General features: G+C 40.1%; 9 protein-coding genes. 4 read left to right on the forward strand and 5 right to left on the reverse strand.

Annotated elements, in window-relative coordinates; translation table 11 throughout:
- Window positions 1-288 precede the first annotated feature (288 nt).
- Window positions 289-432: a hypothetical protein gene (locus IQ264_RS32790; protein ID WP_228061338.1), complete on the forward strand. Its 144-nt coding sequence runs from the start codon at window positions 289-291 to the stop codon at window positions 430-432.
- 147 nt (window positions 433-579) lie between these two features.
- Here IQ264_RS32790 and glcD read toward each other — a convergent pair whose 3' ends face one another.
- The 5 genes from glcD to miaA all read right to left on the reverse strand — a co-directional run bounded on the left by glcD (window position 580) and on the right by miaA (window position 8,628).
- On the reverse strand, window positions 580-2,052 hold the full coding sequence (gene glcD, locus IQ264_RS07080) for a glycolate oxidase subunit GlcD (RefSeq protein ID WP_193979966.1): 1,473 nt from the start codon (window positions 2,050-2,052) through the stop codon (window positions 580-582).
- A gap of 91 nt (window positions 2,053-2,143) precedes the next feature.
- The gene (locus tag IQ264_RS07085) at window positions 2,144-4,198 is read right to left on the reverse strand and encodes a serine/threonine-protein kinase (protein WP_193979968.1); all 2,055 of its coding nucleotides are present in this window, start codon (window positions 4,196-4,198) and stop codon (window positions 2,144-2,146) included.
- Window positions 4,199-4,421: 223 nt separating this feature from the next.
- On the reverse strand, window positions 4,422-5,117 hold the full coding sequence (locus tag IQ264_RS07090) for a carbonic anhydrase (RefSeq protein WP_193979970.1): 696 nt from the start codon (window positions 5,115-5,117) through the stop codon (window positions 4,422-4,424).
- Window positions 5,118-5,167: 50 nt separating this feature from the next.
- On the reverse strand, window positions 5,168-7,432 hold the full coding sequence (locus IQ264_RS33650) for a tetratricopeptide repeat protein (protein ID WP_322744624.1): 2,265 nt from the start codon (window positions 7,430-7,432) through the stop codon (window positions 5,168-5,170).
- A gap of 278 nt (window positions 7,433-7,710) precedes the next feature.
- Complete coding sequence (gene miaA, locus IQ264_RS07100) at window positions 7,711-8,628, reverse strand: tRNA (adenosine(37)-N6)-dimethylallyltransferase MiaA (protein WP_193979971.1); 918 nt, start codon at window positions 8,626-8,628, stop codon at window positions 7,711-7,713.
- Window positions 8,629-8,815: 187 nt separating this feature from the next.
- On the opposite strand from miaA, the gene gyrB reads away from it, so the two are divergent.
- The 3 genes from gyrB to IQ264_RS07115 all read left to right on the forward strand — a co-directional run bounded on the left by gyrB (window position 8,816) and on the right by IQ264_RS07115 (window position 12,926).
- A complete protein-coding gene (gene gyrB, locus IQ264_RS07105) occupies window positions 8,816-10,753 on the forward strand; it encodes a DNA topoisomerase (ATP-hydrolyzing) subunit B (RefSeq protein ID WP_193979973.1) in 1,938 nt (645 codons plus the stop codon).
- A gap of 196 nt (window positions 10,754-10,949) precedes the next feature.
- Window positions 10,950-11,531: a Uma2 family endonuclease gene (locus IQ264_RS07110; RefSeq protein ID WP_193979975.1), complete on the forward strand. Its 582-nt coding sequence runs from the start codon at window positions 10,950-10,952 to the stop codon at window positions 11,529-11,531.
- Window positions 11,532-11,819: 288 nt separating this feature from the next.
- Window positions 11,820-12,926, forward strand: a complete 1,107-nt coding sequence (locus IQ264_RS07115; protein ID WP_193979977.1) for an aromatic ring-hydroxylating oxygenase subunit alpha — start codon at window positions 11,820-11,822, stop codon at window positions 12,924-12,926.
- The last annotated feature ends 63 nt before the right edge of the window (window positions 12,927-12,989 follow it).

The following is a 12,989-nucleotide window of genomic DNA, read 5'->3' on the forward strand; positions in this document are numbered from 1 at the left end:
CATAAGTGTATCTACTGTTTTCTAATATTTTCTGCCTAGCTATCATTTCCTCATTACCAGGCTCAGCCTGGTAATGCAGTTCTAGAGGCTCTGCCTCACTATAATCAAACGTAACAAATAGGAGATTTAAAATCCTTTACAGCACGGTCTATTATTGATTTACTTAAAATAAACCAGTCCAAACATATTCTTGCCCAACTCGAATTTTATAAGCTCAAACACAAAACGGATCAGCAATATCAAGTTTGGCAAGAGGGATTTCATCCTCAAGCTATTTTCAATGAAGAAATGTTCAGACAAAAGTTGGATTATATTCACAGTAATCCGGTTCGTCGTGGTTATGTGGATGATCCTGCTCATTGGCGCTATTCTAGTTACCGCAATTACATAGGTAAGCCAGGTTTATTAGAAGTGGAAATCATTGATTTTTAGGGGGGAGGCAGAGCCTCAAAAAAGGTATTCCCAGGTATAACCTGGGAACGAGGGGGAACAAGACGCAAGGGGCAAGGACACTAGGGGTAAGTTCTTGTTACCAGGCTCAGCCTGGTAACGCAGTTTTAGAGGCTCTGCCTCACTTTCTCAAAATAGCTCGACTTTCTCAAATTTTTTCTCAGCTTGAGCGCGTGCTGCTTCTCCACAAGTGCGAGGTGTGGGGAAAATTTTTCCAGGATTGGCTAAATCTTTGGGATTAAAAACTTTTCGTACCCATTGCATAGTTTCTAAATCTGTTTCCGTAAACATTTGTGGCATATAACATTTTTTATCTGCACCAATGCCATGTTCGCCGGAAAGACTACCGCCAACTTTTACGCAAAGTTTGAGAATATCTCCTCCCAATTCTTCGACTTTTTCTAATGCTCCCGGTACTGAATTATCATAAAGAACTAATGGATGTAAATTGCCATCTCCGGCATGAAAAACATTAGCAATTCGATAGCCATATTTATCACTTAATGCTTCAATTTCGCGCAAAATGTAAGGCAATTGAGTGCGGGGAATTACGCCATCTTGGACGTAATAATCAGGACTCATGTGCCCTGCGGCAGCGAATGCTGCTTTACGACCTTTCCAGAATTTTAATCTCGTTTCTGGGTCGTTTGCTGTGGTCGTGCTACGTGCGCCATTCTTTTGACAAATTTCGGCAATGCGTTTTTTATTAGTTGCAACTTCCACTTCTAATCCATCTATTTCTACTAATAAAATAGCAGTTGCATCACGAGGATAACATCCCGTAGCGACGACATCTTCTACAGCATTAATGCTCAAGTTATCCATAATTTCCATGCCAGCAGGAATAATTCCGGCGCTGATAATATCAGACACCGTTGCACCGCAGGCTTCTATATTAGTAAAATCTGCTAAAAGTACACAAATTGATTCGGCTGTTTTGAGAATTCTTAAAGTAATTTCTGTGGCAATACCAAGAGTACCTTCTGAACCAACAAATAAGCCTGTTAAATCATAACCTGGCATTTCGGGAACGAAACTTCCAGTATCAACTATTGAACCGTCGGGAAGGACTAGTTTTAATCCTAAAACATGGTTGGTTGTGACTCCATATTTTAGGCAATGAACTCCACCAGAATTTTCAGCAACATTGCCACCAATAGAACAAACAATTTGACTTGAAGGGTCGGGTGCGTAATAAAATCCTGCGCCGCTGACTGCTTGAGTTACCCAGTTATTAATTACTCCTGGTTGCACGACAACTCGCTGATTTTCTAAATCTATTTGTAATATTTTATTCATTAAGGCGGTAACAATTAAGACGCAATTTTCTATTGGTAATGCGCCGCCTGAAAGTCCAGTTCCCGCACCTCTTGCTACCCAAGTAATTTGATTTAGATCGCATATTTTGACTAATGCTGCTACTTGTTCGGTGGTGCGTGGTAAGACTACTACTGCTGGTCTTTGGCGATAGCTGGTGAGTCCATCACATTCATAAGTTAGTAGTTCTTCTCGACGTTGTACTACGTTTTTTTCACCGACAATGGCGGCAAATTGTTTGATAATTGGTTGCCAATTTATTTGGGGTTTTTCTTGGGTAATCATCTGGATAAAGTAGTGGTGGATGGATTAAGCTTTAAATAGTCTCAAGAATATTGTGCAAAATTTATGGGAAAAAGGGAAGTATGACCGAAATTTAACTTCCCGATTTTTTTTGCAGGCGTTTGCGTTTGGCGATCGCTTCTTGATTGGCAGGCCAAATTTGGATAGTTTTATTATAAGCTTCGATCGCTTCCGGGAGTTTCTGTTTTTTCTCTAAAATCAGTCCCCGATGATACCAAGCTTCGGCATAATCCGGTTTAATTTGTGTGGCTTTATCTAAAGATGCGATCGCTTCATCATCATTATTCAACTTTGCCAAAATTACTCCTCGCTGATACCAAGCTTCAGCATAATCTGATTTAATTTGGATGGCTTTATCTAAAGATGCGATCGCTTCATCATATCTTTTCAACTCTCCTAAAATGTAGCCTCTTTTTTGCCAAGCTTCTGCTGATTCGGAATTAATTTCTAAAGCTTTATTGAAAGAAACAAGTGCTTCTTCATTTTGCTTTAATTCAGCCAGTGTTGACCCATGTTCTATCCAAGCTTCTACATAGTTACTTTCAATTTCTAAGGCTTTATTTAATGCTATCAATGCTTTTTTAGGCTGTTTAAGTTGATTCAATACTACACCTAATTTATACCAAAATTCGCTATAGTCTGGTTTGATTTCGGTTGCTTTAGTTAGACATATATAAGCTTCTTGAAATTTTTTTTCTTTAATTCTGATTTCTCCTAAATTATACCAAGCTTCGGCATAATTAGGTTGAATTTCAATAGCTTTAATTAAAGATTCTTGTGCCAGTTCATCCCGATTTAATTTTTCTAATGCTAAGCCTCGTTCATACCAAGCTTGAGAATATTCTGATTTAATTTTTAAAGCTTCCTCATAAGATTTTTGTGCTTCTTCGTACTTCTGCAATTTACTTAATGCTTGACCCCGTTTTACCCAAGCATCGGGATATTTAGTATCAATTTGCAATGCTTGATCTAAAATATTAATTGCCTCTTCATAACGCTGCAACTCTATTAAAGTTTTTCCTTGTTCTAGGAGTTTTGCGGCTTGATTATTTGGCGATACCAATGGGGGTGTAGCAATTGCTTCTGGTGTCGGAGTTGCTGTATTTTGATTTTGCAGATAATTCCAGAGTTTGGCAACACCAAAACTTAAGCCTGCTGTGAGCAAAATAATCAACAAATAGAAGTATTTTTTGAAATAAGTATGTTTAGTTTCTGCCGACATTAATATTTTTGTGGCATAACCTGTGTAATTGTATAATTTATCTATATCGAAAAGTACTTCTTTAACTGATTGATAGCGGTCTCTAAAATGCGATCGCACCATTTTTTCTAAAATTACAGCTAATTCATTACTTATTGATGCGTGTTCGCGCCAAATCATCTCCCCAGTTTCTACATTTTCTTCAAACTCGTCTGGCGATACACCTGTTAATAATTGAATCGCCGTTACTCCTACAGCATAAATATCGCTATTAAACCTTGGTTTCCCTTTTAATTGTTCGCTTGGCATATACCCAGAGGAACCAATTAAGATAGTGCCTGTCATTTGTTCCCCAGAATGCAATACCAAGCTTCTGATTTCCTTAACTGCTCCAAAGTCAATTAAAACTATTTTGCCATCTTTCTGTCGCCTAATTAAATTTGAAGGTTTAATATCCCGATGAATTACATCTTGTTCATGTACAAAAGCTAAAGTTTTCAAAATATCTTGTAAAAAAGCAATTAATTGAGATTCATTCAACGTTTTACCCGTAAGTAATTCTTGACCAAAATCTTCTCCTTGAATATATTCCTGAACTAAATAAAATTCTTGGCTTTCCTCAAAATGTGCAAAAAGTTGGGGAATTTGCTCGTGTTTTCCCAAGCGGTAGAGTACCTGTGCTTCTGTGTCGAACAAACGCCTAACGGTCTGTAAAACCGAGGGATCGGAATCATTGGATTTTAGCTGTTTAACAACACACAGAGGTTGACCAGGGAGATCGAGATCTTTGGCCACAAATGTTGTTGAGAACCCCCCGCTTCCTAACTGACGAATAATTTGGTAGCGTCCACGCAGCGTTTTTCCAAGCATTAGGTTACTGTCATCTAGTAGCACTGGTACTGCTTTCTTACCCTGATTTTGACACATAGCGACACGATCTTCAGCGCCACTCTCTGAAAGGAAATTTTTTGGCTGGTAGTGAGGTCAGACTCATCTATGAAAACACATCTAGATCAAGATTCTCGCTTAACTTCGATTTTTTTCTAAACAAGAATTGAACACCACAGAAATTTCTCCCTGCGTACAGTCGAGCAGATGTTGCACTTAACTAGATGGAGCAATATTAATGCTACTGCTTGTTGGTCTAATTTTATGAAATGGTACTTATTCTCGGAGTATTAAAATTAGCTGCTTGTACAGAATTTTCTGGTACGGGAAGTTCAATATCATCATGTATTGCTTGAATGTTACATCTTTCCATACTGTAAACAAAAACCCCTCCAGTTTCAATTTTATAAACCCAACCGTAAATGTTCAGTTCGCCTCTGTGAAGTTTGGAATGGATCACTGGATAGGTGCGTAAATTTTCTATTTGAGTGAAAACATTTTCCTCAATAGTAGCATCCAAAAGTTCCTTACCTTCGTAGTTCTGATAATTTTCTTTAATCAACCTCCGAGTAGCTTCAGCGTGTTTTAACCAATCATAAACTAATGGCATTTCTTCAGTTAGTTTGCCTATTTGCAGTAACCCTTTCATGGCTCCACAATTAGAATGACCGCAGATGATAATTTGTTTAACTCCTAAAGCTACTACCGCATATTCTATGGCTGCTCCTTCCCCACCATTAGCTGCACCATAAGGGGGAATAATGTTACCTGCATTTCTAATAATAAATAACTCACCTGGCTCGGTTTGAGTCAGCAAATTTGGATCGATGCGAGAGTCAGAGCAGGTAATAAATAATGCTCTTGGACGTTGTTCTTCTGAGAGTTTCTCGAATAATTCTCGATGGCTGGTGAAGTAGTTAGATTGAAATTCTTGCAAACCTCTAATTAGTTTCCGCATTGGAAAAATTTTATTTTTTATTGCTAAAGTTTATTAACTTTATAATATACCTAATTTTTGCCGATCTGAACAGTATTCTGTTGTACAACTTGAGCATAAAAATTTTCCAATGCTTGAACACAAACTTTGTCATCAAAAAGGAGATTGTGATTAGTTTTAATTTTTTCAGCTACCTCTTGTCGCCACTGATTATTCAAACCTAGATGGACAGCAATTTCGATGTATTCTGCATCTGTTTTGGCGATCGTCTCCGTAACTCCAATCATTTTTAAAAAGCTATCCGCATGACGACCCCGCATAAATTCACCAGGCTGGGTGACAATTGGTAAGTTGCAGGCGATCGCTTCTAAAGAAGTATTTCCCCCCGACCAACCTATAGTGTCTAAAAAAACATCCGAAAGTAAATTTATCATTAAATAATCCGGTCGAGTCGGAATATTAAGAAATAGACAATAATCTTCATAATGTAAATTTAATTGAGCAAAAGCACGTTCCAGCCGTTTTTTCAGCAATTCACCTCGGAGAAAAATAAACTTAGCTTGCGGGACACGACGAGCAATTTCTGCGAAAATATAATCGTGTTGTGGCAAATATTTAAAAGGTGCTTGACAACATAAATATAATACATCACGCTCGGATAATCCAAAATCTGTCCGGCTTTTTGTCAGTGCTGGAATATCTCTAGGTTTTGGATATGATACGCCAATATTTGGTAACAAAATTAGATTTTCTGAATAATGAGCTTGAGCATTTTCTGGTTCCATCAATTGACTAGATAAAAAATAGTCAATTGTCGGTATTCCCGAAGTAACAGGATGTCCCCAAGCTGTACATTGCACAGGTGCTAAACGCAAACCAGCCATAGTAACTGTTTGCGAGTCCATACCAATTTCTGGAAATACCAAAATATGTAATCGATCGGCTATTACCTGTTGACAAACTGCTGTAAAATCACCCGGTATATGATGAAATTTATTGCTATAATCATAAAATTGCTTAGTTACATAATCAGGATCGTTTCCTGTATAGTAACAGTAAATTTCAAACTTTTCTTTGTCACAATTTTTCAACCAACCAGTTAACCATAAAGTCCCACTATAAGAGTGGAGATAATTGGAAACATAACCAACGCGAATTTTATTGCTTTCTTTCAGTGGTGGCATTACTAAAGGTTGCACCCACTGGGGATAATTCGCTGCTACAATTCGATGTATTAAATCTCCCCACTGACGCTGCAAATCTAAAACATTTAATCCTTGATGCCCTAGATAAAAGGTAGTATTGCAAGTAAAATTATTCAAAGTATTCTGTTTATCTTCTGTATTTTCTAAGGTGGTTTCTTGAATTAAACTTTCTAGTCCTTGAACAAAATTTTGCCGATAATACTTAATTTCATCTTCTGTATCGTAGACTAAAGGTAACATCAATTTACTAAGAATTTTGAAAGTATAATTTTCTGGTAAAAGCCGAGAAGCAGCTGATGCACAAGCAACTGCTTCTTGAGTTTTTCCTTGAGTTTGCAAGTATGTAATTAGGGCAAAATGTAGTTGATCTGCTGTAGGATAAAGCCGAATTCCTTCTTGGAGTGTATGAATAACTTCTGTAGTACGATCGAGACTTTTATAACATTCACTAATAGGCAGATAAACGCTTGCATCTCTAGTTCGAGTGGCTAAAAATTGTTGATATTTGGCGATCGCTTCTTCAAACTTTCCTTCTTGGTAAAGCTTGTTAGCAGTTTCTCGAATATAAGCTGGACTATTTTGCAAATTTACGGCTATTTCCAAGTTATATAAAATATCGGGATTTTCAGGATTAAAATTTAATGCAGTTTGATATACTTCAATAGCTGAGTCAATTTGATTCTGTTGGACTAACAAATTTCCTAAATTTATATAACTGCCAAAATGTTCAGGATTAACAGCTATTGATTGACGAAAAACTGCTTCTGCTTCGGGAATTTTTCCGGTTTGTAAAAGGAGATTTCCTAAGTTATTGTAAGCGTCAGTTAGGGTGGGATCGATCGCGATCGCATCTTGGTAAACTGCGATCGCTTCAGTAATATTATTTGTTTGTTCTAAACAATAACCGAGAACATAATAGGTTTGGGAATTTGCCGGATCTAGTTGTAGAGATTTTGCGATCGCTTCTTGTGCTTGTGGGTAATTTTGGGTTTGATAATAAAGTATCCCTAAGTTTAGCCAAGCTTCAGTATGGTCGCTATTTAATTCTAAATATTCTCTATACTTTGACTCAGCTGCGGTAAATTGCTGTTGCTGATGTAAGTTTAAGGCTTCTTGATAAATGCTATCCACGATATTTACTCTTGGGTTTAGGTATTTAAATTTTACATATTATTATGCCCAATATTTCGGATGAGTAACAGAGGAAATTTTTTGAACCACTCCAGGTGCAGAGAACACAGAGGAAGAGGAAGGAGGAAAGCCAAACTTTGTCAGTTAGATCCCCCCTAACCCCCCTTAATAAGGGGGGAACAAAATTCAAACTAACTCTGATTAACCAGAGAAAAACCAAATTCAAAGTCCCCCTTACCAAGGGGGATTTAGGGGGATCAAAATGCTTAACTTCACAGTTATTTAATTTTAATAAACTCCTGTATTCGCTGCCAAACCTTTTCTAATAAATCAGAATTATCCGCATTAAACCATTCAATTTCAGGATAAGCTTTAAACCAAGTGCGTTGACGTTTAGCGAATTGTCTCGTATGCAAAACGATTAATTCTTTCGCTTGTTCCAAGCTAATTTCCCCAGCTAAATATTGCTTAATTTCGGCATATCCTAAAGTATTCAACAAAGGCAAATCTGCACCATATTTTTCACAGAGGCTTTTGACTTCTGCTACCAAACCATCAGCGAGCATTTTTTCGGTACGTCGCGCAATCCGTTTTTGCAAATTTTCAACATTGCAATCTAAACCTATCTGCAAAATTGGATAACTTGGTGGGTTTTCTCCTTGTTGTTCGGAAATTGGTTTGCCAGTGACATAAAATACTTCTAATGCTCTTAAAGTTCTCACTAAATCGTTAGCGTGAATTTTTTCGGCAGCCGCACGATCGACTTGTTGCAGAAAAGCGTAAAGTTGAATTTGTCCGAGGTTTTCTAATTGCGATCGCAAATCCAACTGCGGCGCAACACGCGGAATTTTCAAACCCTGCACCACAGAACGAATATATAAACCCGTACCACCAACTAACAATGGCACACTTCCTTCTTCTTGCAATTGACTAATTAATGCTTGAGCTTGTTCTTGATAATCCGCCACCGTTAATGTCACCCAAGGGTGACAAAAATCTATTAAATAATGTCGTACCAATTTCTGCTCAAACAAAGAAGGTTTCGCCGTACCAATATCAAAATCGCGGTACACTTGACGAGAGTCTGCACTTATAATTGCTGAATTCAGCCGTTGCGCCACAGCCAAAGCTAGCCCCGATTTTCCCGTCGCCGTTGCGCCACAAATAGTAATTAATGCTGGTTGGTAATCAATCATTAGATTTTAGATTTTAGATTTAATTTCCTCTGCCAAGCAGTTCCTTAGAAAGGAGTCAATCCCCTAAATAAATTTTTCATCTGTTTGGGCTACAGTCGCCAGTAAGCCTTTTGTGCTAGAATTTTGGAGTGTTTTTTCCTTTTGGGTCACTAGACGGCTCAAAGCCTTTATTGGAGAAATCCTGATTATGACAAGCAGTTACAGCGCCGAGCAGATTCAAGTTCTGGAAGGTCTGGAACCGGTACGCAAAAGACCGGGTATGTACATTGGGTCAACGGGGCCAAGGGGACTCCATCATTTAGTTTACGAGGTAGTAGACAACTCGATCGATGAGGCGCTGGCTGGCTATTGCACTCATATTGAAATTGACCTGAACGCCGATGGTTCGGTGACAGTGACAGACGACGGGCGGGGTATTCCCACAGACATCCATCCTCGCACAGGTAAATCAGCGTTAGAAACGGTTTTAACAGTTCTCCACGCCGGAGGCAAGTTTGGTGGAGGCGGTTACAAAGTTTCTGGGGGACTACACGGCGTTGGTGTTTCCGTAGTTAACGCTTTATCCGAGTATTTAGAAGTTACAGTATGGCGGGAAAATAAAGTACATAAACAACGCTTTGAACGTGGTGTTCCAGTTACCGAATTGCAGGCTGAACCAATCAAAGAAAATCGCACTGGAACTTCAGTAACATTCAGTCCCGACGAGCAAATTTTCACCTCTGGCGTAGAGTTTGATTATACAACTTTAACCGCCCGTATACGCGAATTAGCTTATCTAAATGCTGGAGTAAAAATTACCTTTACTGATAACCGTTTAGAATTACTGAAAAGCGGTGTTCCTAAAGTAGAAAGCTACGAATACAAAGGTGGAATTCGCGAGTATGTTACTTACATGAACCGCGAAAAACAAGCCCTGCATGAAGAGATTATTTTTGTGCAAGGAGAGCGGAATAATGTGCAATTAGAAGTAGCATTGCAATGGTGTACTGATGCTTACTCAGATAATCTTTTAGGCTTTGCGAATAACATCCGCACCATTGACGGTGGCACACATTTAGAAGGGTTGAAAGCGGTGTTGACGCGGACGCTAAATGCGATCGCCAGAAAACGCAATAAACTAAAAGAAGCTGATGCTAACCTCGCCGGAGAAAACATTCGCGAAGGTTTGACCGCAGTAATATCAGTAAAAGTACCAGACCCCGAATTTGAAGGACAAACCAAAACCAAATTAGGCAACCCAGAAGTCCGGGGAATTGTTGAAGGTTTAGTGGGCGAAGCATTAAGCGAGTATTTAGAATTTCGTCCCCCCGTAGCTGATGCAATTTTAGAAAAAGCAATTCAAGCCTTTAAAGCCGCCGAAGCTGCCAGACGCGCCCGCGATTTAGTCCGCCGAAAATCAGTTTTAGAATCATCACCTTTACCAGGTAAATTAGCAGATTGTAGCTCAAGAGATGCCGCCGAATCTGAGATTTATATTGTGGAAGGTGACTCGGCAGGCGGGAGTGCAAAGCAAGGAAGGGATAGACGTTTTCAAGCAATCCTACCTTTGCGCGGAAAAATCCTCAACATTGAGAAAACCGACGATGCCAAAATCTACAAAAATACGGAAATTCAAGCATTAATTACTGCTTTAGGTTTAGGCGTTAAAGGTGAGGAATTCGACTCTTCTCAATTGCGTTATCACCGCATAGTGATAATGACTGATGCTGACGTAGATGGGGCGCACATTCGCACGCTATTGCTCACATTTTTCTACCGCTATCAACGGGCATTAATTGAACAAGGTTTCATCTATATTGCTTGTCCTCCATTGTATAAAGTTGAGCGCGGCAAGAATCACGATTACTGTTATAGCGATCGCGAATTGCAAGAATTAATTCGCGCCTTTCCCGCTAACGCCAAATACACAATTCAGCGGTTCAAAGGTTTAGGTGAAATGATGCCTACACAACTTTGGAATACTACCATGAACCCAGAAACTCGGACATTGAAACAGGTAGAAATTGAAGATGCAGCGGAAGCCGATCGCATTTTTACCATTCTAATGGGCGATCGAGTTGCACCCAGACGCGAATTCATTGAAACCTACGGGCCCAAATTGAATCTGACTGATTTGGATATTTAGATCCCCCCTGGAGCCCCCCTTATTAAGGGGGGAACCAAAGGAAGCTACGCTATTAACATCACGGGGGCAACCGGATTGATTCAAAGTCCCCCTTTTTAAGGGGGATAATGGGGGATCAAAAGTTAATTCCAGGGAAAGGTTTACAACATAGTAACCTTGATTCTGCTACGTTAACAAACCGACACAGTAAACCAAAATGAACAGTGTCACTTTAAATTTATCTCATGTCGTGAAACTGACTGATGAAAAGTTTGCTGAATTAGCGGCAGCAAATGACAATTTACGATTGGAATTGACAGCTAAAGGAGAATTAATTATTATGCCGCCAACGGGGGGAGAAACGGGAAATCGCAATTTTGAGATTTACATTGATTTGGGTATTTGGAATCGCCAAACTCGATTAGGAAAAGCTTTTGATTCTTCCACAGGTTTTCGCTTACCAAATGGCGCGACTCGTTCTCCTGATGTGGCATGGATTAGAATTGAGCGATGGGAAGCTCTGACAACAGATCAAAGAAAGAAATTTTTGCCAATCTGTCCTGATTTTGTGGTGGAATTGGTGTCGGAGACGGATGATTTGGCAGATGTGCGTCTGAAGATGCAGGAATATTTAGAAAATAGGTTACTTTTGGGTTGGTTGATTAATCCGAAAAGTCGGACGGTAGAAGTTTTTCGGGCGAATCGAGAAGTGGAAAGGTTAGAGGGAGTTGTGAGTTTATCGGGTGAGGATGTGTTACCGGGATTTGTGTTGAACTTACAACCAATTTGGGATAACTAAATTCATCTGTGTTCATTTGAGGTGAAAAATAAATTTATTCAGTAAAAAGTAGTTAAATTTACAAACTATTTGGATACTCTTTTTGCATACTCTATACAACTGGCAGTGTGGAAAGCGCGAAAGCGAGCTGATGTCATTTACGATCGCAAAGATCCCGCAATCACGCGCCAGTGGTACAAGTCTTTACAGCAAGAACCCAAAAGTAATGTTATCAATGCTCTAACTCGAACTATCCTCGCTGGTTCTTTTCGTTAATAGACAGTAACTTTATTTATTTGCGACAATCCTATGCTAGTTACCAAACAACCTGTATTGCGTCGCTTCTGGTATCCCGTGATTCCTATACAGGAATTAGCAAATGGGCCAAAAGCGTTTCAACTCCTTGGTCATCCACTGGTGTTATGGTTGGACGAACAGGGAAACCCCTGCGCGGCTGTCGATCGCTGTTGCCATCGTTCCGCGAAACTCTCCCTGGGAAAAGTCGTGAGGGGAAATATCGCCTGTGCCTATCATGGATGGCAATTTAACGCACAGGGGACTTGCGTAGAGGTTCCCCAAAAAGGTTGCACAGTCTCGCCAAATTACAAAATAGACAGCTATTCCTGTACCGAACGCTACGGGTACGCCTGGGTGTGTTTGGCAGATGAGGCATTAGTGGGGATTCCTGATATTGAAGAGACTCGCGATCCGAACTATCGCAGCATTCCCGAATTTTACGAGACTTGGAAATGTGCAGGATTGCGGGTGATGGAGAATGAATTCGATCTGGCGCACCCTGCATTTGTCCATCAGGGAACCTTCGGCACGGAAGAACACACAACTCCCGATCGCATGGAGTTTACTGAGACAGAATGGGGATTGCACGTTCGTGGAGTTTTGGGAGTCGTCAATCCCGAACTGCAACAACAGAATTTAAAAATGGACTCGGTGGATACGGTGCGAACATTAGATATGACTTGGTTTATGCCGTTTACCGTTAAACTGCGAATTGCCTATCCCAACGGTCGGGTGCATATTATCGTTAATACCATGACTCCGATCGATGATTCCACCTCCCAGATGGTGCAGTTTTGCGTCCGCAACGATACCGAAGCAGACACACCAACGGCAGATGCGATCGCCTTCGATCGCGCCGTCACCCTGGAAGATAAACGGATTCTGGAATCGACTGATTTTGACGTTCCCCTCAGTCCCAATCGCGAACAACATATATTCACTGATAAGCCAGGTTTGATTATGCGGAAGAAACTGGCTGCCTTGCTGAAAGCTCATGGAGAGGTGGAACAGACAAGGGAAACAGCATTTTTTATTGATGAGCGCCTTCGTCCAGAGGAATGGAGTCCCCCAACAAAAACAACCTCTATAGGACTTACGCACCGAAACCTAAAACCCTGATCCCCCCTAACCCCCCTAAAAAAGGGGGGAACCTTCTAAGCCCCCTTGGGAAGGGGGTTGGGG

The sequence above is a fragment of the [Phormidium] sp. LEGE 05292 genome, assembly GCF_015207735.1.
Classification (GTDB): Bacteria; Cyanobacteriota; Cyanobacteriia; order Cyanobacteriales; family Aerosakkonemataceae; genus Floridanema.

What these genes read in the sequence shown, in the direction of transcription:
- IQ264_RS32790 (WP_228061338.1), top strand. Translation starts at nt 289, where the DNA reads ATGTTCAGACAAAAGTTGGATTATATTCACAGTAATCCGGTTCGTCGT.
- glcD (WP_193979966.1), bottom strand. Translation starts at nt 2,052, where the DNA reads ATGATTACCCAAGAAAAACCCCAAATAAATTGGCAACCAATTATCAAA.
- gyrB (WP_193979973.1), top strand. Translation starts at nt 8,816, where the DNA reads ATGACAAGCAGTTACAGCGCCGAGCAGATTCAAGTTCTGGAAGGTCTG.
- IQ264_RS07115 (WP_193979977.1), top strand. Translation starts at nt 11,820, where the DNA reads ATGCTAGTTACCAAACAACCTGTATTGCGTCGCTTCTGGTATCCCGTG.
- IQ264_RS07090 (WP_193979970.1), bottom strand. Translation starts at nt 5,117, where the DNA reads ATGCGGAAACTAATTAGAGGTTTGCAAGAATTTCAATCTAACTACTTC.
- IQ264_RS07110 (WP_193979975.1), top strand. Translation starts at nt 10,950, where the DNA reads ATGAACAGTGTCACTTTAAATTTATCTCATGTCGTGAAACTGACTGAT.
- IQ264_RS07085 (WP_193979968.1), bottom strand. Translation starts at nt 4,198, where the DNA reads ATGTGTCAAAATCAGGGTAAGAAAGCAGTACCAGTGCTACTAGATGAC.
- miaA (WP_193979971.1), bottom strand. Translation starts at nt 8,628, where the DNA reads ATGATTGATTACCAACCAGCATTAATTACTATTTGTGGCGCAACGGCG.